The 26,783-nt window shown below is 34.9% G+C and carries 26 protein-coding genes; 14 read left to right on the top strand and 12 right to left on the bottom strand.

The features are described 5' to 3' along the window. Positions 1–228: 228 nt before the first annotated feature. Positions 229–600 (bottom strand): endonuclease domain-containing protein, encoded by a 372-nt coding sequence (locus ACJJVN_RS01170; RefSeq protein ID WP_405376861.1) that lies wholly within the window; start codon positions 598–600, stop codon positions 229–231. 806 nt (positions 601–1,406) lie between these two features. Here ACJJVN_RS01170 and ACJJVN_RS01165 point away from each other — a divergent pair. Next, positions 1,407–1,808 carry a DoxX family protein gene (locus ACJJVN_RS01165; RefSeq protein ID WP_405376860.1) on the top strand — a complete coding sequence of 134 codons (402 nt, stop codon included), beginning with the start codon at positions 1,407–1,409 and terminating at the stop codon, positions 1,806–1,808. A gap of 101 nt (positions 1,809–1,909) precedes the next feature. Here ACJJVN_RS01165 and secA read toward each other — a convergent pair whose 3' ends face one another. From secA to ACJJVN_RS01140, 5 genes are all read right to left on the bottom strand, one after another. After that, entirely contained in the window at positions 1,910–5,278 is a 3,369-nt protein-coding gene (secA, locus tag ACJJVN_RS01160; protein WP_104516767.1) for a preprotein translocase subunit SecA, read from the bottom strand. Between the two features lie 117 nt (positions 5,279–5,395). Further along, positions 5,396–5,617, bottom strand: coding sequence for a DUF2795 domain-containing protein (locus ACJJVN_RS01155; protein WP_015360681.1), 222 nt, complete (start codon positions 5,615–5,617; stop codon positions 5,396–5,398). 222 nt (positions 5,618–5,839) lie between these two features. Beyond that, positions 5,840–6,412 carry a cob(I)yrinic acid a,c-diamide adenosyltransferase gene (locus ACJJVN_RS01150; RefSeq protein ID WP_104516787.1) on the bottom strand — a complete coding sequence of 191 codons (573 nt, stop codon included), beginning with the start codon at positions 6,410–6,412 and terminating at the stop codon, positions 5,840–5,842. Positions 6,413–6,649: 237 nt separating this feature from the next. Beyond that, positions 6,650–7,213, bottom strand: coding sequence for a YceI family protein (locus ACJJVN_RS01145; RefSeq protein WP_405376858.1), 564 nt, complete (start codon positions 7,211–7,213; stop codon positions 6,650–6,652). A 58-nt stretch (positions 7,214–7,271) separates the two neighbouring features. Further along, positions 7,272–7,703, bottom strand: coding sequence for a MarR family winged helix-turn-helix transcriptional regulator (locus tag ACJJVN_RS01140; RefSeq protein ID WP_405376856.1), 432 nt, complete (start codon positions 7,701–7,703; stop codon positions 7,272–7,274). A 179-nt stretch (positions 7,704–7,882) separates the two neighbouring features. On the opposite strand from ACJJVN_RS01140, the gene ACJJVN_RS01135 reads away from it, so the two are divergent. Next, positions 7,883–8,470 carry a porin family protein gene (locus tag ACJJVN_RS01135; protein WP_405376854.1) on the top strand — a complete coding sequence of 196 codons (588 nt, stop codon included), beginning with the start codon at positions 7,883–7,885 and terminating at the stop codon, positions 8,468–8,470. Between the two features lie 37 nt (positions 8,471–8,507). Here ACJJVN_RS01135 and ACJJVN_RS01130 read toward each other — a convergent pair whose 3' ends face one another. From ACJJVN_RS01130 to ACJJVN_RS01115, 4 genes are all read right to left on the bottom strand, one after another. Further along, complete coding sequence (locus tag ACJJVN_RS01130; RefSeq protein WP_405376852.1) at positions 8,508–8,981, bottom strand: hypothetical protein; 474 nt, start codon at positions 8,979–8,981, stop codon at positions 8,508–8,510. 142 nt (positions 8,982–9,123) lie between these two features. Further along, positions 9,124–9,618, bottom strand: coding sequence for a CIA30 family protein (locus tag ACJJVN_RS01125; protein ID WP_405376850.1), 495 nt, complete (start codon positions 9,616–9,618; stop codon positions 9,124–9,126). Positions 9,619–9,864: 246 nt separating this feature from the next. Then, the gene (locus tag ACJJVN_RS01120) at positions 9,865–11,433 is read right to left on the bottom strand and encodes an ABC transporter substrate-binding protein (RefSeq protein ID WP_405376848.1); all 1,569 of its coding nucleotides are present in this window, start codon (positions 11,431–11,433) and stop codon (positions 9,865–9,867) included. 68 nt (positions 11,434–11,501) lie between these two features. Then, the gene (locus tag ACJJVN_RS01115) at positions 11,502–12,329 is read right to left on the bottom strand and encodes a UDP-2,3-diacylglucosamine diphosphatase (protein WP_405371197.1); all 828 of its coding nucleotides are present in this window, start codon (positions 12,327–12,329) and stop codon (positions 11,502–11,504) included. 213 nt (positions 12,330–12,542) lie between these two features. Here ACJJVN_RS01115 and ACJJVN_RS01110 point away from each other — a divergent pair, with 213 nt between their 5' ends. Both ACJJVN_RS01110 and ACJJVN_RS01105 read left to right on the top strand, forming a co-directional pair. Further along, positions 12,543–12,953, top strand: coding sequence for a DUF2141 domain-containing protein (locus ACJJVN_RS01110; protein ID WP_405371198.1), 411 nt, complete (start codon positions 12,543–12,545; stop codon positions 12,951–12,953). Between the two features lie 118 nt (positions 12,954–13,071). Continuing rightward, positions 13,072–13,983, top strand: coding sequence for a TIGR01777 family oxidoreductase (locus ACJJVN_RS01105; protein ID WP_405376847.1), 912 nt, complete (start codon positions 13,072–13,074; stop codon positions 13,981–13,983). A gap of 9 nt (positions 13,984–13,992) precedes the next feature. Here the strand turns inward: ACJJVN_RS01105 and ACJJVN_RS01100 are convergent, their stop codons facing one another. Beyond that, positions 13,993–14,772, bottom strand: a complete 780-nt coding sequence (locus ACJJVN_RS01100) for a hypothetical protein (RefSeq protein ID WP_405376845.1) — start codon at positions 14,770–14,772, stop codon at positions 13,993–13,995. Between the two features lie 101 nt (positions 14,773–14,873). Beyond that, positions 14,874–15,539 (bottom strand): YceI family protein, encoded by a 666-nt coding sequence (locus ACJJVN_RS01095; protein ID WP_405376843.1) that lies wholly within the window; start codon positions 15,537–15,539, stop codon positions 14,874–14,876. 235 nt (positions 15,540–15,774) lie between these two features. Between ACJJVN_RS01095 and ACJJVN_RS01090 the strand changes: the two genes are divergently transcribed. The 10 genes from ACJJVN_RS01090 to ACJJVN_RS01045 all read left to right on the top strand — a co-directional run bounded on the left by ACJJVN_RS01090 (position 15,775) and on the right by ACJJVN_RS01045 (position 26,574). Then, positions 15,775–16,317, top strand: coding sequence for a nucleotide exchange factor GrpE (locus ACJJVN_RS01090; protein ID WP_104516779.1), 543 nt, complete (start codon positions 15,775–15,777; stop codon positions 16,315–16,317). Continuing rightward, a complete protein-coding gene (gene dnaJ / locus ACJJVN_RS01085; protein WP_405377108.1) occupies positions 16,317–17,450 on the top strand; it encodes a molecular chaperone DnaJ in 1,134 nt (377 codons plus the stop codon). The genes ACJJVN_RS01090 and dnaJ overlap by 1 nt, the downstream gene beginning before the upstream one ends. Positions 17,451–17,729: 279 nt before the next feature. Next, complete coding sequence (locus ACJJVN_RS01080) at positions 17,730–18,659, top strand: ABC transporter ATP-binding protein (protein WP_104516781.1); 930 nt, start codon at positions 17,730–17,732, stop codon at positions 18,657–18,659. Beyond that, the gene (locus ACJJVN_RS01075; protein ID WP_405376841.1) at positions 18,652–19,947 is read left to right on the top strand and encodes an ABC transporter permease; all 1,296 of its coding nucleotides are present in this window, start codon (positions 18,652–18,654) and stop codon (positions 19,945–19,947) included. The genes ACJJVN_RS01080 and ACJJVN_RS01075 overlap by 8 nt, the downstream gene beginning before the upstream one ends. Next, the gene (locus tag ACJJVN_RS01070; protein ID WP_245890766.1) at positions 19,932–20,834 is read left to right on the top strand and encodes a mechanosensitive ion channel family protein; all 903 of its coding nucleotides are present in this window, start codon (positions 19,932–19,934) and stop codon (positions 20,832–20,834) included. The genes ACJJVN_RS01075 and ACJJVN_RS01070 overlap by 16 nt, the downstream gene beginning before the upstream one ends. After that, positions 20,803–21,720, top strand: a complete 918-nt coding sequence (locus ACJJVN_RS01065) for a DUF6268 family outer membrane beta-barrel protein (RefSeq protein ID WP_405376839.1) — start codon at positions 20,803–20,805, stop codon at positions 21,718–21,720. The genes ACJJVN_RS01070 and ACJJVN_RS01065 overlap by 32 nt, the downstream gene beginning before the upstream one ends. Positions 21,721–21,722: 2 nt before the next feature. Beyond that, positions 21,723–22,886 carry a sigma-54-dependent transcriptional regulator gene (locus ACJJVN_RS01060; protein ID WP_405371208.1) on the top strand — a complete coding sequence of 388 codons (1,164 nt, stop codon included), beginning with the start codon at positions 21,723–21,725 and terminating at the stop codon, positions 22,884–22,886. 1 nt (position 22,887) lies between these two features. Next, positions 22,888–23,766, top strand: coding sequence for a PPK2 family polyphosphate kinase (locus ACJJVN_RS01055; RefSeq protein WP_405376837.1), 879 nt, complete (start codon positions 22,888–22,890; stop codon positions 23,764–23,766). Next, a complete protein-coding gene (locus ACJJVN_RS01050; protein WP_405376835.1) occupies positions 23,759–25,168 on the top strand; it encodes a M20/M25/M40 family metallo-hydrolase in 1,410 nt (469 codons plus the stop codon). Before ACJJVN_RS01055 ends, ACJJVN_RS01050 begins: the two co-directional genes overlap by 8 nt. Before the next feature lie 53 nt (positions 25,169–25,221). Then, positions 25,222–26,574: an MATE family efflux transporter gene (locus ACJJVN_RS01045; protein ID WP_405376833.1), complete on the top strand. Its 1,353-nt coding sequence runs from the start codon at positions 25,222–25,224 to the stop codon at positions 26,572–26,574. The last annotated feature ends 209 nt before the right edge of the window (positions 26,575–26,783 follow it).

Genomic DNA, 26,783 nt, shown 5'->3' with positions numbered 1-26,783 from the left:
GCTCTTTTCTTTTTCATAGTTTAAGATTTAATTAAAACACCGCATTGATCCTTTCCGACTCTCGGCTATGCCGAGACCCACCTTTCCTTATCCAAGGAAAGGAGCTTTTAAATGTCAAGAATATAGTAGGCTCCTCGCCTTAGAAAAGGCGAGGACAGATTGGTCTCGCGGCACCAGCCGTGATGCAATCAGGAGTGGTTGAAAAATGATGGAAATCACTAACTAAGTTCATTTTAAACCACAATGCTTCTTAATATCTGATAGTACATGATCTAATTCTTCAAAGACATACTTATTTTCATACCTTAAAATAGTGAAACCCAAATTGGTTAAATCAGCATCTCTTTTTTCATCTTTCTGAAATTGATTAGGTTCATCATGATAATTACCATCTAACTCGATGATCAATTTAAATTTAGCACAATAGAAATCAATAATATAATTTTTAATAGAATGTTGTCTTCTAAATTTTAAACCATGAAATTTTTGAGTTTTTAATTCAGTCCATAAAAATGCCTCAGCCGGTGTTAAGTTTTTACGCAAAGATTTACGATGATTTTTAAGATGTGGTAAATCATGAATAGGTTTCCTTTGCTTCATGATATGAATATAATAAAATCGTCGCGATTATTTCAAACATCCCGTCGATCCTTTCCGACTCTCGGCTATGCCGCGACCCACCTTTCCTTATCCAAGGAAAGGTGCTTTTAAGTATCTGGAGTTTCAATGGCTCCTCGCCTTAGAAAAGGCGAGGACAGATTGGTCTCGCGGCACCAAGCGTGATGCAATCAGGAGTGGTTGAAAAGTGCTGGTATTAAGAAAGGTCTTAGATTCATTTCAAACATCGTGTCGATCCTTTCCGACCAAAACTCGCTACCGCTCATTTTGCCCTCCTTTCCTTACCTAAGGAAAGGAGCTTTTGAGTATCTGGAGTTTCAATGGCTCCTCGCCTTAGAAAAGGCGAGGACAGATTGGCCTCGCGGCACCAGCCGTGATGCAATCAGGAGTGGTTGAAAAGTGCTGGTATTAAGAAAGGTCTTAGAATCATTTCAAACATCGCCTCAACCTTTCCGAGCAAAACTCGCAATGGCTCGTTTTGCCCACCTTTCCTTGTCTAAGGAAAGGAGCTTTTAAGTATTTTGAGTTTTAATTGCTCCTCGCCTTAGTCCCTGATAATTTGCTTGAGCAAATTTCTGGGATGTGTGAGGACAGAGCGAACTGTTATAAAATCATACCATAATGTTAATGATGAAACTTTGAAAGCATTATTGTTTTAACTTTATGTATTGATAAAACAGTTTTACAGATTGTCGGATAAGACCAAGCTTAATTCTTGTATGTTATAGAACAAGAAGATTTATTAGCTAGGATTAAATACAGGTATTGTTGCTGTTTAAATTTTAAATATGATGGAAAATAAAAACCTTGTCTACGTTTTAACTAGAATAACTATAGGAGTAAGTATGCTGGGCCATGGGCTGGTGCGGTTGCCTAAAATCGCAAAATTTAGTGAAGGAATGGTAAAGAAATTTGCCGACTCTATGTTGCCTGATTTTCTTGTTTCTCCTTTTGGGTATGCACTTACCGTTGCAGAGTTTGTAATAGGGATTCTATTAGTACTAGGTTTATTTACTAAAAAAGCTTCAGTGGGTGGTATGGTGGTAATGATCTCTTTAATTTTTGGGAGTTGTTTGGTAGAAAACTGGGCGGTTATAAATTCGCAATTGATCCATGCAGCATTTTTTGCTTTTCTTATTTGGTTTTTACATTTAAACAGTTGGTCTTTAGATAATTTATTCAAGAAATAAACTGGTTAGATAACTTCAGTTTTCTTTACATAAAAAATGCCTCACTTTTCAGTAAGGCATTTTTTTGTTCTCGCTTTCGCGAAAGCGGAAATATATTCTAACTATGCTTTTTTATCTAAAACCCATTGTCCAGAATTGATTAAAGGTAGCGCAGCTTTGTACTTTGCTTCTTTAGTTTCTCCTGTCATAACGTTTTTGATAATCACCTTATCATTACGACCTATTTTAGGTTGGTCGCGAGTGATCGTTTCTGTTACTTGAGGACGTTGTTGCTGTTGACTAGCGCCAGCGCCTACGGCTCTAGCTTTTGCAGCTTGCTCGTCACTATTAAGAACTTCTTCTTTTTGCGTACTCGTCTTTTCTGCTTGTTTCTGTCTTGCCTCGCTTATTGCTGCGGCATCTCTAGATGGTAAATCACCTTTAAACATGAAACCTATTACGTCCTTATTCACTTTGTCAATCATTACTTTGAATAATTCAAAAGCTTCAAACTTATAGATAAGTAAAGGGTCTTTTTGCTCGTGAACAGCTAGTTGTACACTCTGCTTTAACTCGTCCATTTTACGTAGGTGTGTTTTCCACGCTTCGTCTATAATGGCTAGAGTAATGTTTTTCTCAAAGTCAGTTACTAAAGAACGTCCTTCAGAATCATATGCTTCTTGTAAATTAGTTGCAACATTAAGAGTTTTAATACCGTCTGTAAATGGAACAGCGATGCGCTCATAGTTGCGCTCGTCATTTTCCATTACGTTCTTAATAACAGGATATACCTCTGCAGCAGTACGCTCCATTTTTTGCTTATAGTGTTCATAAGCTGCATAGTATATAATATCTGTTATCGTCTTATCATCTTTGGCAGCAAATTCTTCTTCTGTAATAGGGCTGCTCATTGAGAAATAACGGATTAATTCAAACTCAAAGTTTTTAAAGTCTTGAGCTTGTTTATTACCGTTAGTAATGTTCTCTGATATATCATAAATCATGTTTGCGATATCTACCGCAAGACGATCACCGAATAATGCATTGTGACGTCGCTTGTAAATTACTTCACGTTGCGCATTCATTACATCATCATACTCTAATAATCTTTTACGAACACCGAAGGCATTTTCTTCTACCTTAGATTGTGCACGTTCAATAGATTTAGAAATCATAGAATGCTGAATTACTTCACCTTCTTTCATTCCTAATCTATCCATAGTCTTTGCCATACGCTCAGAACCAAATAGTCTCATTAAATTATCTTCTAGAGATACATAGAATTGAGAACTTCCTGGATCACCCTGACGACCAGCACGACCACGTAACTGTCTGTCTACACGACGAGAGTCATGACGCTCTGTACCTATAATGGCAAGACCACCAGCTGCTTTTACCTCGTCTGATAATTTAATATCTGTACCACGACCGGCCATGTTTGTTGCAATAGTTATCTGTCCTGGGTTACCAGCCTCTGCAACGATGTCTGCCTCGCGTTTGTGCTGCTTTGCATTCAATACGTTATGATCTATTCCTGCTCTTTGTAGTGTTCTACTAAGAAGCTCTGAAATATCTACAGAAGTGGTACCTATAAGTACTGGACGTCCAGCTGCTTTAAGTTTAGTTACTTCTTCTATAACTGCACCGTACTTTTCACGTTTAGTTTTATAAACAAGATCTTGTCTGTCATCACGTGCGATAGGTCTGTTAGTAGGAATTTCTACTACATCTAGTTTATAGATTTCCCAGAATTCACCAGCTTCAGTTACCGCAGTACCAGTCATACCAGATAACTTTCTATACATACGGAAGTAATTCTGTAAGGTAATAGTGGCAAAGGTTTGAGTAGCATCTTGAATTTTTACATTTTCTTTTGCTTCAATAGCCTGGTGCAGTCCGTCGCTATAACGACGTCCTTCCATAGCACGACCAGTTTGCTCATCTACAATTTTGATATCCTGACCTTGTACGATATACTCTGTATCTTTTTCAAAAAGAGTATAGGCTTTAAGTAATTGGTTAAGGGTGTGAATACGCTCTGACTTAACAGAGAATTCACGGAAAAGATCTTCTTTCTTCTCAGCTTCTTCCTCTGCAGATAGGCCTGCATTCTCGATACGGTTAATTTCCATACCTACTTCTGGCATAACGAAGAAGTCAGGCTGGTCTTCACCAGATAAGAATTCTATACCTTTATCGGTAAGTTCTACTTGGTTGTTTTTTTCATCTATAACAAAGTAAAGTGCCTCATCAACTTTAGGCATTTCACGGTTGTTATCTTGCATGTAGAAATTCTCTGTTTTTTGAAGTAACGTTTTGATACCTTCTTCACTTAAGAATTTAATTAATGCTTTGTTTTTAGGTAATCCACGGAATACACGTAGTAATTGTTTACCACCTTCTTTTGCATCGCCGTCTGCAATAAGCTTTTTAGCTTGTGCAAGAGTTTGTACCAGTTCTTTTCTCTGTACATTAACGATGTTATCTACAGGAGCTTTTAATACATCATATTCTTGACGGTCACCTTGTGGTACCGGTCCAGAAATAATTAATGGAGTACGAGCGTCGTCTATAAGAACAGAATCGGTCTCATCAATAATTGCGTAGTTGTGCTTGCGTTGTACTAGGTCTTTAGTAGCATGTGCCATGTTATCACGCAGGTAATCAAAACCGAACTCGTTGTTCGTACCATAAGTAATATCTGCAAGATATGCCTGACGTCTTTCTTCGGAATTAGGTTTGTGATAATCGATACAGTCTATAGTAAGACCATGGAATTCAAATAGAGGTCCTATCCATGCACCATCACGTTTTGCTAGGTAATCATTTACAGTAACTACGTGTACACCATTACCGGTAAGTGCGTTAAGGTAAACAGGTAAGGTAGCAACAAGTGTTTTACCTTCTCCAGTTTGCATTTCGGCTATTTTACCACTGTGTAAAGTTGCACCACCTATTAATTGAACATCATAATGAATCATGTCCCATGTGATTGCTTTACCAGCCGCATCCCAAGAATTTTGCCATATAGCATGGTCGTTATCTAGACTAACATAGTCTACTGTACCAGATAATTCACGATCTCTAGCGGTAGCGGCAACTCTTAATTCAGAATTATGGAAGAAACGTTTTGCAGTTTCTTTAACTACAGCAAAAGCCTCTGGCATGATCTCATTAAGAACGGCTTCAGTTTGCTCATAAGCTACATCTTGTAATTGATCTATTTCATTATAGATTTCTTCACGTTTATCGATGTCTTCTTCGTTCTCTGCAGTTTCTTTAAGTGATGCTATTTTAGATAGCGTGTCAGCCTTTGCAGCAGCAATCTTTTCTTTAAATTCTACTGTTTTGTGTCTTAATTCATCAATGGTAAGTTGCTCTAGAAGAGGCTCAAATTTGAGAATTTTGTTTACAATAGGCTGTAATTCTTTTATATCTTTCTTAGACTTATCGCCTACGAATACTTTTAAAACGGAATCTAATAGTCCCATGGTTTTTATTTATTTGATTTATAACAGTTTAAAAAATGCAAACTGCTCGTGCTAATATCTGAAATTAAAGCAAAAAAAAAGCCTCTTTTGGAGACTTTTTATCCGATACTCTGATCGTTAGTATTCGTCCTCATTCCAGAGGTAATCGTCGTCTGTAGGATAATCTGGCCAGATCTCTTGAATAGACTCATATAAGTCACCTTCATCTTCAATGGCTTGTAAATTTTCCACTACCTCTAAAGGTGCTCCAGTACGAATTGCATAATCTATCAATTCATCTTTCTCTGCAGGCCAAGGCGCATCACTTAAATAAGATGCCAGTTCTAGTGTCCAATACATATTTTTACTCGTTAAGTTTTTTGCAAAAATAAACTTCTCGTCGATTTATGCAAGTTATTTTTACTTTGATTTCAAGATTTACAAGAGCGTCTAAGCTTTTGAAAATCAAAATGTTTGCTGAAAATGCTCATCAGTTGCCCCACATTGTTATTTTCTTTTATACAGATGTTACTGTTATCGCGACTTACGAGCGCTAGTTACAGTTTCTGAATAAAATGAAAATCAGTATTTATTTGGGATCCATTTTATCTCTTCGGCTTGTAAATCTTTAGACAATTTACGTGCCAATACAAATAGGTAGTCAGATAGTCGGTTGAGATATCTTAAAACTTGTGGGTCTATAGGTGTGATCTCATTAAGTTCTGACGCTAAGCGTTCTGCCCTACGACAAACTGTTCTTGTAATATGACAATATGACACAGATGGATGGCCGCCAGGAAGGATGAAATGAGTCATAGGTGGTAATTCCTTGTCCATATCGTCCATTTCGGTTTCTAACATGTTTATTTCTTCATCACTAATTTTTGAGATGTTAAGTCGGTCTTTGCCGTTTTTAAGCGTTTCCTTTTCTGGAGGAGTAGCAAGAATAGCACCTAGTGTAAATAAATGGTGTTGAATGAGGTTGATGATTTTACTGGTATGTACTGATATTTCTTGATCTCTTATAAGTCCCATCCATGAATTGAGCTCATCTACAGTACCGTAACTATCTATTCTTAAATTATGTTTAGGTACTCGTGTACCACCGAATAGTGCTGTAGTACCTTTGTCTCCTGTTTTAGTATATATTTTCATTGCGTCGTTTATAAAATCTCTTCTTATAATCTCGTTTCTTGTTGGATCTTTTAAAAGCATTGTTACTAGCAGTGCCTAAAAAATACAACACGGCCATTCCACTAATGAATAAAAACGGAATCATAATTTAGGTTAAACATCAAAGATAGGGAAGTGGTATTCTAAAAGAAAGGTAAGTGGTAAACAAAAAAAAATCTCAAGATTGCTCTTGAGATTTATAATTACATAATCGTATTGTTAGTATTTTAAAGTGATATCAACTTCAAAATTATCATATATAAAATTATCCCCTAAACCAGAGAAGAAACTTTTAGAACCATATTTTACGTCGTATTTACTGCGATCGATCACTATTTGTGTTGTAGCAGTGTCTTCTGTAGTAGTAAGGTCAAAGGTGATGGGGTTTGTGATGCCTTTTACAGTTAAGTTAGCACTAACTTTATAAGGAGAGCTTGTGTTATCTACTTTGGTTATTTTTAAAGTAGCTGTTTCATGCGTTGAAGTGGAGAAGAAGTCATCACTTTTTAAGTGTCCTTCAAATTTAGCTTTAGTACCACCTGATAGGTCTGTAACTTCTATACTGCTCATATCTATAATAAATTCACCACCAGTAAGCTGTTTATTGTTAAACTCTAGTTGTCCAGATTTTAAGTCAATAGTACCACTATGGCTACCGGCAAATTTCTTACCTGTCCATACTGCTGTGCTGGTCTCAACGTTTACTGTTTTTACTTCTTTAGTGATTAAGCTAGTTCCTGCAACAACGGCAAGTATCATAGCTGATTTTAGGATAATGTTCATAGGTATTAAATTAATTGTTTATATGTTATTTGTTTATACAAGTATTAAGGTAAATGTTTTATATTTTTTCTAATTCATTAATTAAAGAGGTCATAGATTCTTCATTTAGACCTTTAGTTATTTCGGCTTCGGCATTGTTTACTTTATTATCTAGAATAGCTAGTACATCTAGTCCTTTCTTTGTGATAGTAAGTTCTATTTGTCTTCTATCATTAGGACATTGTATGCGATCTACATATTTTTTATCGACTAGTTTATCGATAACTCTTGTTGTATTTGAATTTGCGTGAATCATATCTTTACTTACGTCTTGTAAACTTGCAGCTTTCCCTTTGCGACCTCTCAGGATGCGCAATACGTTAAACTGTTGTAAAGTGATGCCTTGTTCCTTAACTGTAGAACTTATGGTCTCAGTGACTTTGGCTCCTTTCTTTATGATGGTAGTTATTAGCTTTCGCGAAAGCGGAACAGAAGAATCATTTATAATCATATTAGTTATTTACTATTGTATTAGTTGTTGGTACAAATGTATTTAAGAATAATTGATTTAAGTATATGAAAATGTTAAAGTTGATTTTACAAAAATGTCAAGAAATATTGCGTAATTTGATTATGACATTTACTCAATAATAAAGATGTTTACTGCGTTATAATTAAAACTAAACTACTATGAAGAAATTTTTAATGATTTGCTTATTGCTTATCGGGACGATAGGTGTAGCACAAACAGATGACGGTTTTGGTATCAAAGCTGGATTAAACTATGGATCTACTGGAGATTTAAAAGAAAATGGAAGTACTATAATCGATAACCCAGATGAAAAGTTGGGATATCATATAGGTGTATTCGGTAAGCTAGATTTAGGGCCTATTTATTTAAGACCAGAAATACAATATACAAAATTGAGTAATGAATATAATGGAGTAACATTTGACTTACAGAAACTAGATGCTCCTATTTTAGTAGGGTTTAATATTATAGGTCCACTACATGTATTTGCAGGTCCATCTTTACAGTATGTAGTTGATACAGATTTAGAAGACGTAGAACTAAGTGATGTGTCAGAAGATTTTACTGTAGGAGCCCAATTTGGTGTAGGAGTAAATCTAGGTAATCTAGGTATAGACGTGCGATATGAACGTGGTTTTAATGACAACGAGGTTTCTTTTATAAATAATAATATATCTATAGGAGGACCGGTAACCATAGATACTAGACCAGAGCAAATTATTGTTGCTTTAAGCTTTAAATTATAACTTAATTTATAATAAGAGTCTGTCTTAGGGCGGACTCTTATAAATTATTTATTTCTCTAGTTAAATTATCTCTAGCTATAGATTCATAAAGGTTATAAAACTCGTCGGTTTTAAAGATGCGATCTTGTTCTAAGAAATGCTGCATCGCTTTTTTACGTGCAGGGTTGTAAATGAATTTAGGGTATATGCTGTATTCCTTTCTTACGTTTTCAGTATATAATTGATAAACGTTTTTTTTATGGCCTAATATGGCAAGGTCTATATCTATAAGTAGATTAGTGTCAGGATCTATTAAGCTGGTTGCATGATTCTTAGTGGCATTAATTTGATTTTTACAGAGCTCTACATGTTTAAAATTAGTTTTAGCAAAGTGCTTTTCAAGAATCAACGCACTTTGATACTCATTATCTTTTTTGGTAGATTTATAAATAGCATCATGGTAGAAAATACTTAAGATTAATGCATCACGGTTTAAAGGAAGAATACTCGATTGAGCTAATTCCTTGAACATGAATGTTAAGTGATCTATATTGTGGTAAAACCTAGAGCTAGAGTTGTATTGATTTATGATATAACTATAGCAATCATTAACGTAATCTATATCATTTGTATAGTTATTTAATGTGCTATAAAATAAATCTCTCAACTTGATTTTACTTAAACTCTATCTTATCTATAAGAAGTTCAAAAGTTTCTTCTTCACCATTACCTATGAAAAACGTTAATTCATCTATCATGGTGTGATGAAAGTTTTCCATATTTAACTGACGGCCTCTATAAGATGGTATCATCTCATCTACTTCTAACTCTATAGTTTCCCACTCTCCAGTAGTAGGGAAAGAGATGATGTAAGAATGATAGTCAGATTCAGTTTCTTTAAAACGTAACTGGTAATTTTTACCATCACCTTTGATTCTTAAGACAGCAATCGATGTGTCTCCTAATTTAGTGTCAGGACAATCGTATTTTACCGATGCAAAACCACCATCATTTTTAAGATTAACCTTACCACTGAAAACAGCATGACCTTCTTCATTAAGTTCAAAAGAACTTTTTGAAGTACCTCCCATTACCGTATCGTTTAAGACACTCCAGTTTTCTAAATCGCTTTTAGAATCAAAATCAAATAATACATTGTTGACCATCATAGGCGGAAAGATAAGGTATAGATTGCTTTACAGTTTCTTATTTTAAGCTCTTTTTTATCCATTATTATCTCTTTAGGTCTTGCTATCGGTAAGATTAAAGATTTAAAATGATTCAAAAGTAAATGTGTAGAAACACATTAAGGATACAAATATCTAAATTTGAATTGATTAGACCTTTATAGTTGTTATAACTTTATGAGATCAACTTAAATGTGCGTTTTTTCCTATAGATTATGTAACTTATAATTATTTCTTTTTTACCCTAGTCAGATCGAGCATGTTCACGGCATTACTCTCTAAGTTTTCTACATTCTTTGATATAAAACGTACACTTTGATCGTAATATAAGGGTACAATAGGCGCATTTTTAATAATTATACTATCCATTTTAATGTATAACTGTTTTCTAGTAGAAGCGCTTGCGGTAGATAACGCTTCTTTATATAAGGAGTCAAAAGTTTTATTTTTAAAATGGGTATAATTAGGACCGTTAGGAGCAAAATTACCAGAGTAAAAGAGCGATAAATAATTTTCGGCATCAGGGTAATCTGCAATCCAGCTGCTTCTAAAAATGTCTAATTGCCCAGCTTTTCTAGCTTCTCTTAATGTAGATGGTGTCATTACATCTACGGCAGTGTTGATACCTATTTTTTGTAATTCTTTTTGAATAAACTCACATAAATCTAGATAATTAGCACCTGTGCTTATAGTTATAGAAGGAGACTGGTTACCAGATGCTGCTATGTATTCTTGCACTAGATTTCTAGCTTGCGTAGGGTTATAGGAGTAGCCTTTTACTATGCCACCACCAGGTATTCCTTTAGGTATAAAACCATGCACTGCTGGTGTACCTATGTTATTACGCAGGTATTTGATCATTTTTTTTCTGTCAAATCCCATATTAATTGCTCGGCGCAATTGCTGACTTTGTAATTCAGTAGTTTTAGAATCTATCTTTAAGCCTAAGTATTCGGTATTTAAAAAAGGAGCTTTTTTTAAATTTACGGTAGGAATGTATTTTTCTTTTAAATCACCACTAGTAGTTAACAATTCATCTTTGTAACTAGGGTCTATGGCATTTATAAAATCTAAGTTGCCTTGAGCAAATTCTAGAAATTCACTTTGCTTATCTGTTTTAAAAGTAATCGCAACGGCTTCTAAATAGGGTAGGGCATTACCGTCTATGTCTTTTTCATGATAGTTATTATTTCTACGCAATACCATCTTTACATTTTCTTGCCACTTTTTTAGATAAAAAGGTCCTGTGCCTATAGGTTGCTCTCTTAAATTAGAGCTTCCGTCTGGTACGACACTGCAATACTTCATGGTAAGCAAGCCTAAAAAAGCAGGGAATGGTTGCTTTAATTTAATTTCTAATTGCAATGGATCTAAAACATTGATTTCTGTCACATTTTTCATAACAAAGGCACCATTAGAAGCTAGCGCTGGGTCTGTTAATCGTTCTAGAGAATATTTAAAGTCTGTTGCTGTTACGGTTCTCGCTTTCGCGAAAGCGTCATTAAAATAAATACCTTCTTTAATATAGAATTTATAAGAAGTACCAGTACTATCAATTTCCCAGTGGCTAGCAAGATCGGGCACCACTTCTAGCTGATTATCTAGTTTTACTAAGCCATTATAAAGCAGGTTGCAAACCCATATATTACGTTGGTCCTTTGCAAAAGCTGGGTCTAGACTAGTCACATTTGCATGCTCATTATATCTAAATACGGTAGATGTATCTATCTTTTGTTCTTGATTCTGACAAGAAATCAAAGTAAAAAGGGAAAGTAAAACGAGCACATATCTATTCATAAGGTAAAGATATTAGATGCCTTATTTAAAAAATGAAAATAGTCGGTTTATTTAATAATATTCTATAATCAATGTGGAGAACTTATAGATGCGATAAGACTAGGCAGATTAATTTCTTCTATATCATCGACTTCTATAGATGATTCTTTTTTATGGTAAGGTGGATGGGTAAGGATTTGCCAGGTTCCATTATGGTATTCTAATGAAGTAAGGTTTTCTATCCAGTCACCGCTATTTAAATACAGTACTTTTCCTTTGTCATTATAAACCATTCTTTTTTGTGGTTGATGGATATGCCCACATATTACCGTATCATATCCATTTTCTATCGCAAGATCTGTAGCTGTCTTTTCAAAATTTGAAATAAATTTTACAGCACCTTTTACAGAGTTTTTGATCTTTTTAGATAATGAATATCTCTCTTTACCTAGCCGCAATAAAAACCAATTTATAAGCTGATTGAAAACTATTAGAAAATCATAACCATAACCGCCTAGTTTTGCTAGCCATTTACTGTGCTGTATACTGGCGTCAAATACATCTCCATGAAAAACCCAAGTTTTCTTACCGTCTAGATCTAGAATTACTTTATCCACTAGTGTAATATTACCGATTATGGTAGGAGAAAATTTGCGTAACATCTCATCATGATTACCAGTGATGTAGGTGATTTTAGTCCCTTTGCTGGCTAGTTTAATAATGTTCTTAATGACTTTAAGGTGTTCTTTAGGGAAATAACTTTTTCTAAACTGCCATATGTCTATAATATCTCCATTGAGAATTAAATGTGCTGGTTGTATGGATTTGAGATACTGATTAAGCTCTAACGCATGACAGCCATAAGTACCTAGATGTGAGTCAGAAATTACTACGAGTTCTACGGGACGTTTTTTCACAAAATCGGTTTATTCAAAATAAGCAGTTTTTTATTCCATTGGTTTTATCTCTATGTTATCATGTCATTAATTTAAAACTAAACTGTTGATACTATTGTTGGTATCCTCTTTTTACAATTGAGTAAGGAAATACTACAGTTGAGTTAATGCAATTATTCTCAACTAGAAAAGTGCTGCATATTTGTCCTGTCTAACAAATTAAAATAATTACTTATGAAAACTCTTTTTACTACTATTATCGTTTTATTATTTTCTATGGCTCTAAGTGCACAAGAGACTTTTACTTTAAAAGTTACTGTCGATAATGCAAAGAATGACCAAGGTACTATGGTTTACAGTCTAAGTACCGAAAACCAATTCATGAAAGCTGCCCCATTACAATCTGCAACCGTAGAAATTAAAGACGGTGTTGCTGTTGCGATATTTGAAAATATTCCAGCTGGAGAATATGCGGTTATGGTATTACATGATAAAAACGGTAATAATCAAATGGATTTTACAGATCAAGGAATGCCTAAGGAGGCTTATGGTATGAGTAATAACCCTATGAGTTACGGCCCACCTTCTTGGGATGATGCAAAAATTACTATAGAAAGTGATAAAGAAATTGCAGTGCGATTATAATATGCTTACACCTGACCCATCTACCTTTATTAAAGCACATTGGGTCAGGATTATTATTTGTTGTTAATTAATTTAAAACATAATGTTATCGCATTAGTTTGAGAATTAACTTCGTAGCATGGTTATACTTATTACAGGAGCAACAGGTCTAGTGGGCTCAGAAATATCAGAAGATTTATTGTCTCAAGGACATACGGTTCATTATTTAACTACCAGAAAGAGCGCCATAAAAAGCAGCGGTAATCATAAAGGCTTTTTATGGAATGTAAAAGAGATGACTATAGATGCAAAGTGTATAGATGGTGTAGATGCTATCGTGCATCTAGCAGGTGAGACTGTTTTTCAAAAATGGACAGACTCAGCAAAAAAACGCATACTCAACAGTCGTATAGACAGCACTAACTTGCTTTTAAATTTACTTAAAGAGAATGAACATCAAGTAAAGCATGTGGTTACAGCTAGCGCTATAGGTATTTATCCAGATGATCAAGACGGTAAAGCATTGAGAGAAGATGAGATACCACCTACGGCAACAAATTTCTTAGCAGATGTTTGTATCGCTTGGGAAAAAATAGGAACTCAATTTAAAGAACTAGGCCTCACTCATGCCATCGTGCGCATAGGAATAGTACTTTCTGGCAAAGGTGGTGCGTTAGAGCAAATGTCTAAACCGGTTAAGTTTTATGCAGGATCAGGATTTGGGAACGGTAAAATGTGGCAAAGTTGGGTCGCTATAGACGATTTATCTGGTATTTTCATCCACATACTTAATCACGATCTAGAAGGCGTCTATAACGGTGTTGCTCCACATCCTGTAAGAAATAGACCTATGATGAATAGGATAGGAAAAGTGATGGGTAAACCAGTGTTTCTCCCTAACGTACCAGAATTTATAATGAAAGTAATGCTAGGTGAAATGTCTTCTATAGTTCTTGCTAGTCAGCATGCTAGTAGTTCAAGAATAGAAGAAAAAGGCTATTCTTTTAAATACCCAGAATTAGAAGCAGCTTTAAGGAGTTATTTAAAGTAAAGCAATAGCTTAACTATTAAATTGATCCCATTCCTTTTGCTTATTCTTTCTATTAGTTCTAACCATAAAAAATATTACTAGACCGAATAGTAATAAGAATATAGCAACACAAGCAAAGCCACCTAAAATTTCACCTATTTCATAAGCGGTAGTAGAAGAGTCGTCATCTTCATCACCAAAAATTAAATCAAAATTGCCACACGCTGTATATTGATTTTTTAAAGCAAAATTTGGTTGTATCACTATACTATTAAAAAAATCTTCATCCACAGATCTGTCCTTAGTTTTTAAAGGTTGTGTAACGCCTATCTGATAAAGAGTTTCTTTAATCTGGACTAATCGATAAGAATTCTGGATCATCTCTTCTCCGTCTTCATCCATTTCGTTATAGATATAATAAGCTTGGTACACGTCGTTCTCTACAACACGTTTATCTTTGACCACTTTGATTTCCTCATCTTTGGTCCAGTCATTTAAGGTGTTATCATAGTAACTCTTTAACTCACGCCTGTTAGATAGACATATTCTCTCATCTATTCTAGCACGATGTACCATATAAACCACGTCATTCTCTCCATAACCGAACCAGTAGTGAGACTCAATTCCATCTTCACTCTCGGTAGTTTCAAAAAAATCAGACGGTAATTTTATAGTGAGAACAGAGTCTATCTCTACCTGCTCATAATCATATAACGTGTTGATTAAATCAGGATCCATAAACTCTACTTCTTGTGCAGTAGTAGTGATAAAGAAAAATATGGAAAGCGTGGAGAGTAAAAAGTTTTTCATGGAAAAAGTTGAGAGAGTAAAAATACCATCTTACCCATAAATAAAAAAGCCTTGCAATCTAAGATTGCAAGGCTTTTAAAATTAAGACTTTAAAAGAATAATTACTTAGTAGCAACTATGTTTAAAGTTAATGTAATATCATCAGATATTGCTTTGTTAGCAACTATATCAGTAAAGTTACTAGAGCCATACTGGATACCCCAGTCTGTTCTATCTATCGTAAAGTCTTCACTAGTAAGCATCATTTTATCACCATCATACTTTACAGTAACGTCAAAAGCGATTTTCTTAGTAACATCCTTAAGAGTAAGGTTTCCTTCTAGAGTCGTATTGTTATCAGTCGCTTTAAGACCTGTTACTACAAATTTTGCAGTAGGGTATTTAGGAGTATTAAAAAAGTCAGTTTCCTTTCCTTCTACAGTACCTTCTAAGTGTGCTTTTAAATTACCGGCAGCATCTCCTTCTAGGTCAGTCACCTCGATAGAAGTCATGTCTATAGTAAATTCACCACTCTCAACAACATCACCATTTACTTTAACTATACCGCTAGCAAGAGAAATGTTACCAGTATGATCTTCAGTAGGCTTAGAACCTATCCATGCGATGTTAGAAGCTTCAGTATCTACATTAAAAGTAACAGCCTCTACAGTTGCAACAGCAGCTTCTTCACTATCCATTGCTTCTACTTCGTTCTTACTTTCTTTACAAGCTACGGTAAAAGCAACAACTAGAGCCATACCTGCGATTTTCAATAAATTACGTTTCATTATTCTTATGTTTAATTGAATCACAAAACTAAATGTATAGACAAATAACATCGTTAAATCTATATTAATTATTCTCGGTGACATTTTGACACACAAATTTAAATGGCAACACTTTTGCCTTATCGCGTCTAGGTAGGTGAAAATTATTGTGGCTATCTCGCTTTCGCGAAAGCGTAACCCTTAAAAACACCTCGATAAAAAAGTGTTGAATTTATTTAAAATATATCGTCAGAAGATGGCAAAGAATAAAAACGAAAAAGACTTGAAAGATCAGGAAGCACCTGAGGTTGTGGAGCAAGAAGTAACTGAAGAGGTACAAGACGAGCGCAGCGATGTAGAAATTCTAGAAGATCAATTACAAGTAGAAAAAGAAAAATACCTACGTCTGTTTGCAGAGTTTGAGAACTTTAAAAGACGTACTGCAAAGGAGCGTATAGAGTTATTTAAAACCGCAGGAGAAGGTGTCTTAAAAGACATGCTGCCAGTTTTAGACGATTTTGACAGAGCAATGGTAGAGATCAATAAATCTGAAGACGAGCAACTGACAAGTGGTGTAAAGTTAATTGCAAACAAATTAACTAATACCTTAAATAATAAAGGTCTAGAAGAATTTGACGTGAGAGCAGGAGATACCTTTAATGCAGACGTACACGAGGCAATTACTCAAATACCAGCACCTAGTGATGATATGAAAGGTAAAATAGTAGACGTGATTGAAAAAGGATATAAACTAGGAGACAAAATTATACGTTTTCCTAAAGTAGTTATAGGACAATAATTATGGCAGATTTCTACGACATATTAGATATTCAAAGAGGTGCAACAGCGGCAGAGATAAAGAAAGCTTATAGAAAAAAAGCAATTCAATACCACCCTGATAAAAACCCTGGAGATGACGCAGCAGAGGAGAACTTTAAAAAAGCTGCAGAGGCTTATGAAACTTTAAGTGATCCACAAAAAAAATCTCGTTATGACCAGTTAGGTCACCAGGCATATACTTCTGGAGGCGCAGGCGGTTTCGGCGGCGGTGGCGGTGCTGGAGGTTTTGACATGGACGATATTTTCAGTCAGTTCGGTGATATTTTCGGCGGCGGCGGCGGCGGTTTTGGTGGTTTCGGCGGCGGTGGTCGTGGAGGCCAGCGCAGAGTAAAAGGAAAAGATTTACGTATACGTGTCTCTCTTACACTAGAAGAAGCTGCAAACGGTGTCGATAAAAAAGTTAAAGTAAAACGTAAAAAACAAGCTCCTGGAGTTTCTTATAAAACATGTACTACCTGTAATGGTAGCGGTCAGGTTACTAGAATTCAAAACACTATACTAGGTCGCATGCAAACTGCTGCGCCATGTAATACATGTGGTGGTGCAGGACAAATCTTAAATAACAAACCAGCTGGAGCAGATGCTCAAGGAATGATAGCTACTGAAGAAACAGTAACTATTCAAATTCCTGCAGGTGTAGAGTCGGACATGCGTCTTAAAGTTTCTGGAAAAGGAAATGACGCACCAGGAAATGGAGTTAGTGGAGATTTACTTGTTGATATAGAAGTTAAACCACATGCAGAGTTACAGCGTGAGGGGAACAATCTTCATTATGATCTATATGTAAGTGTACCTGAAGCTGTTTTGGGAACTTCTAAAGAAATCCAGACAGTAACAGGAAAAGTACGCATACCGGTAGAAGCAGGAATACAGAGTGGTAAGATTTTAAGATTACGTGGTAAAGGAATGCCTAATCTTAATGGGTATGCTACCGGAGATTTGTTAGTACATGTAAATGTATGGACGCCTCGTAATTTAACTAAAGAGCAAAAAGAATTTTTTGAAAGCATGATGACAGATTCAAATTTTGATCCAGCTCCTGAAAAAGGAGATAAATCTTTCTTTGAAAAAGTGAAAGACATGTTTTCTTAAAGAAAACTTAATGAATTAGAAAAAATAGTATATATTTATGCCAACGAATGGTCAACCAACCATTTGTTATTTTTCTTTTTCATAGCAATTTTTCCCACCTCCCTATTTTTAGGGAGGTGGGTTTTTTTATGACCTTTTGTAATTAATAGGGTTTTAAATTATAGAATCTACATATTTACATGATCTACATATTTTTTTTAACTGGCATTCCTATTAATTTATTCTAAATCTTTAGCAATACCGTAGCGTTCTTGTTAATTTAGCGCAATTAATAGATAGATGGTAAACGCATTAGAAGCAATACATATAAAAAAGGTATATGGGGATTATACAGCATTAAATGATGTATCTATCTCAGTACCCAAAGGAAGTGTTTATGGTTTGTTAGGACCTAATGGTGCTGGTAAAACCTCACTTATAAGAATCATAAATCAAATTACAATGCCAGACGAAGGGAAGATCCTTCTTAATGGCGAGCAATTAAAACCTAATCATATAGAAGATATAGGGTACATGCCAGAAGAGCGTGGGCTTTATAAATCTATGAAGGTAGGTGAGCAGTGCATTTATCTAGCCAGGCTTAAAGGTCTGTCAAGAGCAGAGGCAAAAGATAGACTGACATACTGGTTTGACAGATTAGGTATAGAAGGCTGGTGGAATAAAAAACTAGAAGAACTTTCTAAAGGAATGGCGCAAAAGGTACAATTTATTGTTACTGTCATGCACGAGCCTAGTTTATTGATTTTTGATGAGCCATTTTCTGGTTTTGACCCAGTAAATGCAAATCTTATTAAAGACGAAATTTTAAAATTAAGAGATGATGGAGCAACTATCATTTTTTCTACTCACCGTATGGAAAGTGTAGAAGAAATGTGTGACCATATAGCACTTATTAATAAATCTAACCTTGTTTTACAAGGCAAGCTAAGCGATGTAAAACAGCGCTATAGAGATCGCAAATATGCGGTGTCTTTAATTTGTCAAAATAATGACGTTGCTTTTCAACAAATACCGGTAGAATTTAATGCGCAACCTATAGTTTTATCTGGATTAGATAATACGCTAGATGTTCAAATTCAAATACCTACTCATATAGATGTACCTAGTGCATTAAATCGATTAACACAATTAGGAGAATTAACCCATTTTAGTGAGGTAATTCCTAGCGTTAATGATATCTTCATTCAAACTGTACAGCAACATGGATAAATTGTGGCTCATTATTAAAAGAGAATACCTTAATAAAGTAAGAAATAGAACGTTTATTATCATGACTTTTGTAAGTCCGTTAATATTTGTGGGTGTTGCTTTATTGATAGGATGGTTAACAAGTATAAATTCTGATACGAGTAGAAAAATTGCCATCTTAGATCAAACAGAAGATAATTATATTTCATTATTTGAATCAAATAACCGCAACGAGTATATTAAACTTAATGGTATTTCTAAAGAAGCTGCGATAACTGCAAGTAAAGAAGCAGATTACTATGGTTTGATATTAATAGAAGCGCAAAAAGGACAATTAGCTGACCTAAGTTTCTACTCGGACGACTCTCCATCTCAAGGTTTTTTAGAATCTATTGAAGATAAAATTAATAAAGAGGCTACCGCTAATAATCTGAAAGATGCTGGTATTGATATTAATGTGATCAATAGTCGTAAAGTAACTAAGGAGATTCAAGTACAAAATTTTACAGGAGAAAAGACCAGTAAAATGTCTGGCTGGATTAAAATAGCTGCAGGTGGTATCGCTGGTTATTTGTTAATGATGTTCATTATCATCTATGGTAATATGGTGATGCGATCTGTGATAGAAGAAAAAACAAATCGTATTATTGAGATTATAGTAAGTAGTGTGAAACCTATCTATCTTATGATAGGTAAAATAACAGGAACTTCTTTAGCTGGTATCACCCAATTTATAATTTGGGTAATAGTCGGTTTTATATTAATGATAGTTGCGACCACCTTTTTTGGAGTAGACGCATTTTCTACACCTGCAAATGCAGACATGCTTGCACAAGCACAAGATCCTAATAAGTTTCAGTTAATTGCAAATGACATTGTTCAACTGCCTATTCTCAAAATATTGATTTGTTTCTTTATCTACTTTATGGGAGGTTACTTTTTATATGCATCTATTTATACAGCGATAGGTGCCGCTGTAGATAATGAAACAGATACACAGCAGTTTATGTTGCCGGTAATTTTACCATTAATGTTAGCAATTTATGTAGGTTTCTTTTCAGTCATGGATAATCCTCATGGTACTGTGGCAGTAATATTTTCATACATTCCATTAACCTCACCTATAGTGATGTTAATGAGAATACCTTTTGGCGAGATCGCGTGGTGGGAAATAGCATTAAGTATGTTGTTGTTATACATAAGTATAATAGGTGTAGCGATGCTAGCTGCAAAAATTTATAGAATAGGAATTTTAATGTACGGTAAAAAGACAAATTGGAAAGAGCTGTATAAATGGCTGCGATACTAATTATGAGTTTGAATTGGGATAAGATACAGGAGTTTCTCACTTATGAGATTATATCATCAGGTAAGAATGGAGGTTTTCATTTAAATACCTGGATGCTTATTCTTGCTGTATTAGCCATTTTAGTAACCACACTAATATTGAGAGGTATTAGAAAAGTAGTTACACGCAAGATGGATATTCCAGATAAACTTAAATTTGAGAGTGCCTTTAAATTCTTTAATTACATTGTTTATATAATTGTAATTATATCAGTCTTGCATTCTAGTGGTGTAAACCTGACAGGGCTTTTAACAGCTAGTGCCGCCTTATTTGTAGGTTTAGGTTTTGCACTGCAAGATCTGTTTAAAGATATAATTGCTGGGGTAACTATTTTAACAGATAGGTCTGTTCTAGTAAATGACGTTATTGAAATTAATAACAAAGTAGGTCGTGTCTTTGAGGTGAAATTAAGGAGTACGAGAATAATTACTCGTGACGATAAAATATTGATTATACCTAATCATCTTTTTATGTCAGAAATAGTTTATAATTATACTCAAAACCATCCTAAAACCAGAGAGCAAGTAAATGTGGGCGTTGCTTATGGTAGTGATACCAGATTAATAGAAAAATTACTTATAGAATGTGTCAGTAATCAAAAAGGAGTACTGCAAAGTCCCGAGCCATTTGTCATGTTCAATGAATTTGGCGACAGTTCATTAAATTTTGCGGTTTATTTTTTTGTAAAAGATGCTTTTACAGAGCCTCGTATTAAAAGTGCTATACGATTTGATATAGATAAAGCGTTCAGAGCAAACAACGTGAGTATTCCTTTCCCACAAAGAGATATTCATATTATAAATAAATCTTCAATAAATGAAGAATCTAACAATAGGAAAAATGACTAGATTAAATAAGATTATTAGAACTAGTTGTATAGTATTTTGTGTTTTCGCTTTCGCGAAAGCGTACTCACAAGGAACAGATCTTTTTAGAGCAGAGTACACATACTTTCCTCAGAGTAATTCTGATAACAGTTTTAGAAGATTCAGGACTTTTGTAAATGTACCACTCAAAGTAGGAGAGGCCAGTTATCTCGTTCCTTACCTAGAATACCGAAACGTAGAATATTTAGTTAAAGATAATTTTAGAGCCACAGATTTTGGTTCTGATAGATACGAGAGTTTTCAAGTGGCGCTGGGCTATACATTTCCTATGAAAAATAACTGGCGTTTTGGATCTAGAACCGGTGTTCTAGTAGCATCAAATTTTGATGAGGGAAAAGCACGTAGCGACGACTACTTTTTTGTAGGTAGTGTTTATTTTATTAAAAACGAGAAGAAAAGAGAAGATGGTGGTAAACCATGGCAACTAGTGGTAGGAGTGCAATACTCCACCACAGCTGGTAGACCTTTCCCATTACCGTATCTTAATTACTATAGAGAACTTAATGAAAGCTGGAGTTTTACATTAGGTGCTCCTAAAATGAATCTTAAATATAGATTCAATGAAAAAAATGATGTGCAATTATATGCGCGTCTAGATGGTTTTTATGCAAATATTCAAAATGACGAGCCTACCACAAGAGGTGTTGCAGAAGATGTTTCAATGACCGTTGCAATGTTCGGGCCTGGTTATCAGCATAATTTTACTAAGCATATTTCGGCTTATATTTATGCAGGTTATACATTTATCAATGACATCAGACTTAGAGATGATAATGGTGATGATGTGGTAACACTTAATGATACTAATACGTTTTATTCTAGAATAGGAATAAAGTTTAAAATATAATAATGGCAAATATTCTCCTTATAGAAGATGAAGGCGCGATACGTCGCGTTTTAAGTAAAATATTATCTGAAGAAAGTAAAGATTACAATGTAGTAGAGGCAGTAGATGGTCTAGAAGGTATAGAGTTAATAAAGGATAACGATTATGATCTTGTTCTTTGTGACATAAAAATGCCTAAAATGGATGGTGTAGAGGTTCTAGAGGCTGTTAAGAAAATAAAGCCAGAAATCCCTATCGTCATGATCTCAGGACATGGAGATCTAGATACGGCAGTAAATACGATGCGTTTAGGAGCTTTTGATTACATTTCAAAGCCGCCAGATTTAAATAGGCTTTTAAACACGGTACGCAATGCGCTAGATAATAAAAAGCTAGTTGTAGAGAATAAACGTCTCAAGAAAAAAGTAAGTAAAAACTATGAGATGATAGGAGAAAGCGAGTTAATCGTTATTATCAAAAATATCATTGAAAAAGTAGCGCCTACAGACGCAAGAGTTTTAATCACGGGAGAAAACGGAACAGGTAAAGAACTTGTTGCCCACTGGTTACATGAAAAAAGCGACCGTTCAAAAGGCCCTTTTATAGAAGTAAATTGTGCTGCTATACCTAGCGAGTTAATAGAAAGCGAGTTATTCGGTCATGTAAAGGGTAGTTTTACTGGTGCAAATAAAGACCGAGCAGGAAAATTTGAAGCAGCAAACGGTGGTACTATTTTTCTAGATGAAATAGGGGACATGAGTGCCAAAGCGCAAGCCAAAGTATTAAGGGCTTTGCAAGAAAATAAAATACAACGTGTAGGTAGTGATAAGGATATAAAGGTAGATGTAAGAATTCTTGCAGCGACTAACAAAGACCTTAAACAAGAGATAGAGGATAAAAAATTTAGAGAAGATTTATATCATAGACTAGCAGTAATATTAATTAATGTACCTGCTCTTAATGATAGACGTGATGATATACCGTTGCTCATTAATCATTTTGCAGCAAAAATTGCCAAAGAGCAAGGTAATGCAGCAAAGAAATTTGAGAACAAAGCATTTAAATTATTACAAGAATACGATTGGACAGGTAATATACGAGAGTTGCGCAACGTTGTAGAACGACTCATTATATTAGGTGGTGAAGAAATAAGCGAGTCCGACGTAAAACTTTTTGCAAGTAAATAATATGTATAAAATTCATTCAGAAGAATTCAAGGCATCTACAAAGTTGCAGCTTAAAGAACATTCTACGTTACCTAAGGAGGTGCTTTCAAAAAAAGAAGCAAAAAAGGAACTAGAAAAAGTAAGAAGAGAACTTGCAGATTTTCAGGCGAGACTCTATGCTCATGATAAACATGCAGTACTGGTGTGTTTTCAAGGTATGGATACCTCTGGTAAAGACAGTCTGGTAAGAGAGGTGTTTAAAGATTTTAATGTAAGAGGTGTTGTACAACACAGTTTTAAAGTCCCTACAGATTTAGAATTATCTCACGGTTATCTGTGGAGGCATTATATCGCGCTACCTTCTAAGGGGCATTTTGGGATTTTTAATAGAACTCATTATGAAAATGTCTTAGTTACTCGTGTACATCCAGAATATCTCATGGCAGAGAATTTGCCTGATTTTAATGGGCCAGAAGACGCGACAGAAGACTTTTGGCAAATGCGTTACAATCAGATCAATAATTTTGAAAAGGAACTAACTCAAAACGGGACCTTTATCTTTAAGTTTTTCCTTAATTTAAGTGAAGAAGAACAAAAGAGACGCTTGTTAAGAAGATTGAGAACACCAGAAAAGAATTGGAAATTCTCAAAAGATGACCTTAAAGAACGTAAACTGTGGGATAAATACATGTACTGTTATGAACAGGCTATTAGGCACACGCATACAGACGTTGCTCCATGGCACATTATCCCTGCAGACGATAAACCTATGGCGAGATTATTAGTCGCAAAAATACTGGTGGATGCTCTTACTCAAAAAGAGTATATTCAGCCACCTCAAATAGATGATGAGGTTTCAGGAAATATCAAAAAATACATTGAAGAACTAGAAAATGAATAAACTACATACTATTGGATTCTTTATTTTGTTGTGTTCCGCTTACGCGAAAGCGCAACTAGTACAAACATCTCAAGCAGATTCATTAATGCTTAAGAGTATTTATGACTATAGCCTTACAGAGTCCAAAAGTTATGAGTGGTTAGATTATCTTTCTAATAATATAGGAGGAAGATTATCTGGTTCTATACAAGCTCAAAGAGCTGTTGAGTATACAGAAAAGGAAATAGCAAAATTTGCTTCTCGTACAGAATTACAATCTGTAATGGTGCCTAAATGGACGCGAGGTACTCCAGAATTTGCATACATACAATTAAATGATTTTTCAACTATTAATGTTAATGTGTGTGCATTAGGTGGTTCTATTCCCACTAGAGAGGCTGGTATAAAGGCTGGAGTGGTAGAGGTTACTTCTTTAGAGCAATTAGCCCAAATAGGGAGAAAAGAAATAGAAGGTAAAATAGTGTTCTATAACAGACCTATGGATCCTACAAAAATTCAAACTTTTGAGGCATACGGTGGCTGTGTAGATCAACGATACAGTGGTGCAGAAGAAGCTGGTAAATACGGTGCTGTAGGTGTCATAGTTAGATCAATGAATTTGAGACTGGACGATTACCCACATACAGGTTCAATGAGTTATGGAGACCTAGATGTAGAGAATTATATTCCGGCTGCAGCAATAAGTACAAACGACGCTGAAAAGTTGCATACTTACTTGTCTCTAGATAAGAATCTTCAGTTTTTCTTAAAACAAGACTGCACAGTTTGGGGTGATGTAGAAAGTTATAACGTAATAGGAGAGATTAAGGGAACTAAGTACCCTAATGAAGTAATTATAGTAGGTGGTCATTTAGATTCTTGGGACTTAGGTGATGGTAGTCATGATGATGGTGCTGGTGTAGTGCAATCTATGCAGGTTTTAGAAACATTGAAAAAATTAGATTACCAGCCCTTGAGAACAATAAGAGTCGTGTTATTCATGAATGAAGAAAATGGATTAAAAGGAGCTCGTGAATATGCAAAACAAGCAAAGGCAAAAAACGAAAATCATATTTTTGCTTTAGAAAGTGATGCAGGTGGTTTTTCGCCTAGAGGTTTTAGCTTTGATGCGACAGAGGATCAAATGAAGGTCGTTCATTCATGGAAAAAGCTTTTCAAACCTTACCTAATTCATTACTTTGAAAAAGGAGGTAGTGGTGCAGATGTAGGTCCACTAAAAGATAGTGGTACAGTACTGGCTGGTCTACGCCCTGATTCTCAAAGATATTTTGATTTTCATCACGCTGCAAATGATACTTTTGATGCGGTTAATAAAAGAGAATTAGAATTAGGAGCGGCTACAATGACTAGCTTAATTTATCTTTTTGACCAGTATGGAGTGGTTGATAATAGCATGGATTAGATGGTTGTATAGATCTTGAATCTCACTACTTTTGCGCCTCTTTACAATTCAAGATGGCACTAAAAGATTATACAAGAGAGTTTTCTACAAACTTAAAAATAGCTGTACCTATTATGGTAGGGCAAATAGCACACTTACTAGTGGCGCTAGCAGATAATGTTATGGTAGGTAAGTTGGGTAAAGCACAACTAGCTGCTGTATCTTTAGGAAATACATTAATTTTTATAGCTCTTTCCATAGGTATAGGTTTTTCATTTGCGATAACCCCACTTGTTTCAGAAGCAGATGCTAAAAAGGATATAGGTAGAATAGGCTCAATTTTTAAGCAAGGTTTTATATTATGTACGATAATAGGTGTGCTATTGACTTTTGTGGTTCTTCTTTGTGAACCTATTTTGTCTATGTTAGATCAACCTAAAGAAGTTGTGGAATTGGCTATCCCTTATATGAGATGGGTTGCATTGTCTTTGATTCCGTTAATGATGTTTCAGGCTATCAAGCAATTTATTGATGGCTTATCAAAAACGGTCTACTCCATGACAGCTTCTATAATAGCTAATCTGATAAATGTATTTTTGAATTTTTTGTTTATATATGGAGAGTTCGGTTTTCCAAGATTAGAGGTAGAAGGTGCAGGGATTGGAACGTTTATCTCTAGAATAGTAATGGTGTTGATAGTTCTAGCATTCTTGTTAACTAAAAAGGAATTGAAACAATACCTCGTTTTCGTAAAGGTCAAATCTACAGGTATTACTACAAAATTGTTAAACCTAGGTTTTCCTACTGCTCTGCAAATGTTTTTTGAAGTAGGCTTGTTTACAGCTGCGATTATTTTATCTGGATTGCTTGGGACTAGTAGTCAGGCTGCAAATCAAATAGCATTGAATCTATCAGCATTAACTTTTATGGTTGGAGTAGGATTAGGTGTGACGGCTACTATTAGAGTCGGTAATCAAAAAGGATTGAATCAATTTGACGAGTTGAAAAGGATTGTCAAGTCTATATTTTTGTTGACCCTTATTGTTGAACTGTTTTTTGCATTGTGCTTCATTTTATTCAGAAATCAACTTCCGTATTTATATATCGATGACTGGGAGGTTGTGCAACTAGCAGCAGGAGCTCTTTTAATAGCTGCCTTTTTTCAACTTAGTGATGGTTTTCAAGTCGTAATGTTAGGTGCACTAAGAGGACTACAAGATGTCTGGATTCCTAGCCTTATATGTTTCGTGTCTTATTGGGTGATTGGTTTACCTATATCATATGTACTAAGTAAGTATATTGATTTAGGCTTGCAAGGGATTTGGATAGGATTATTAACAGGTTTAACTCTTTCATTTGGATTAATGTATTATCGATATAAATATTTGTTGGCTTCTCCTCGAGATGAAGATAATGTCATTTTATAAGGGTTTTCTAACTGAGGTAATGTTTCTTTAATTTTAATATATTGTAAGATGTTGTTTAGTAAAGGATTAATTAATTTCTTTATTTTTATTTCGATTTTATTAATAAAAAGTTAGGAATTTAAATAAAAGGGGTTGTATATTTGCAGCCGCTTAGGAAAACAGCTAAATGTTTAACGAGGCAAATGTTCTTCAGATAGGTTAAAAGATCA

It is taken from the genome of Nonlabens sp. Asnod3-A02 (assembly GCF_045063755.1).
GTDB classification, from domain to species: Bacteria; Bacteroidota; Bacteroidia; order Flavobacteriales; family Flavobacteriaceae; genus Nonlabens; species Nonlabens xylanidelens.
The sequence above is the reverse complement of the archived record's forward strand: the minus strand, read 5'-3'. Positions and strand labels throughout refer to the sequence as shown.

Bases quoted from the DNA above. Each gene is read 5' to 3' on its own strand.
- ACJJVN_RS01170 (WP_405376861.1), bottom strand. From the start codon at position 600: ATGAAGCAAAGGAAACCTATTCATGATTTACCACATCTTAAAAATCAT.
- ACJJVN_RS01165 (WP_405376860.1), top strand. From the start codon at position 1,407: ATGATGGAAAATAAAAACCTTGTCTACGTTTTAACTAGAATAACTATA.
- secA (WP_104516767.1), bottom strand. From the start codon at position 5,278: ATGGGACTATTAGATTCCGTTTTAAAAGTATTCGTAGGCGATAAGTCT.
- ACJJVN_RS01155 (WP_015360681.1), bottom strand. From the start codon at position 5,617: ATGTATTGGACACTAGAACTGGCATCTTATTTAAGTGATGCGCCTTGG.
- ACJJVN_RS01150 (WP_104516787.1), bottom strand. From the start codon at position 6,412: ATGAAAATATATACTAAAACAGGAGACAAAGGTACTACAGCACTATTC.
- ACJJVN_RS01145 (WP_405376858.1), bottom strand. From the start codon at position 7,213: ATGAACATTATCCTAAAATCAGCTATGATACTTGCCGTTGTTGCAGGA.
- ACJJVN_RS01140 (WP_405376856.1), bottom strand. From the start codon at position 7,703: ATGATTATAAATGATTCTTCTGTTCCGCTTTCGCGAAAGCTAATAACT.
- ACJJVN_RS01135 (WP_405376854.1), top strand. From the start codon at position 7,883: ATGAAGAAATTTTTAATGATTTGCTTATTGCTTATCGGGACGATAGGT.
- ACJJVN_RS01130 (WP_405376852.1), bottom strand. From the start codon at position 8,981: ATGTTCAAGGAATTAGCTCAATCGAGTATTCTTCCTTTAAACCGTGAT.
- ACJJVN_RS01125 (WP_405376850.1), bottom strand. From the start codon at position 9,618: ATGATGGTCAACAATGTATTATTTGATTTTGATTCTAAAAGCGATTTA.
- ACJJVN_RS01120 (WP_405376848.1), bottom strand. From the start codon at position 11,433: ATGAATAGATATGTGCTCGTTTTACTTTCCCTTTTTACTTTGATTTCT.
- ACJJVN_RS01110 (WP_405371198.1), top strand. From the start codon at position 12,543: ATGAAAACTCTTTTTACTACTATTATCGTTTTATTATTTTCTATGGCT.
- ACJJVN_RS01105 (WP_405376847.1), top strand. From the start codon at position 13,072: ATGGTTATACTTATTACAGGAGCAACAGGTCTAGTGGGCTCAGAAATA.
- ACJJVN_RS01100 (WP_405376845.1), bottom strand. From the start codon at position 14,772: ATGAAAAACTTTTTACTCTCCACGCTTTCCATATTTTTCTTTATCACT.
- ACJJVN_RS01095 (WP_405376843.1), bottom strand. From the start codon at position 15,539: ATGAAACGTAATTTATTGAAAATCGCAGGTATGGCTCTAGTTGTTGCT.
- ACJJVN_RS01090 (WP_104516779.1), top strand. From the start codon at position 15,775: ATGGCAAAGAATAAAAACGAAAAAGACTTGAAAGATCAGGAAGCACCT.
- ACJJVN_RS01080 (WP_104516781.1), top strand. From the start codon at position 17,730: ATGGTAAACGCATTAGAAGCAATACATATAAAAAAGGTATATGGGGAT.
- ACJJVN_RS01075 (WP_405376841.1), top strand. From the start codon at position 18,652: ATGGATAAATTGTGGCTCATTATTAAAAGAGAATACCTTAATAAAGTA.
- ACJJVN_RS01070 (WP_245890766.1), top strand. From the start codon at position 19,932: ATGGCTGCGATACTAATTATGAGTTTGAATTGGGATAAGATACAGGAG.
- ACJJVN_RS01065 (WP_405376839.1), top strand. From the start codon at position 20,803: ATGAAGAATCTAACAATAGGAAAAATGACTAGATTAAATAAGATTATT.
- ACJJVN_RS01060 (WP_405371208.1), top strand. From the start codon at position 21,723: ATGGCAAATATTCTCCTTATAGAAGATGAAGGCGCGATACGTCGCGTT.
- ACJJVN_RS01055 (WP_405376837.1), top strand. From the start codon at position 22,888: ATGTATAAAATTCATTCAGAAGAATTCAAGGCATCTACAAAGTTGCAG.
- ACJJVN_RS01050 (WP_405376835.1), top strand. From the start codon at position 23,759: ATGAATAAACTACATACTATTGGATTCTTTATTTTGTTGTGTTCCGCT.
- ACJJVN_RS01045 (WP_405376833.1), top strand. From the start codon at position 25,222: ATGGCACTAAAAGATTATACAAGAGAGTTTTCTACAAACTTAAAAATA.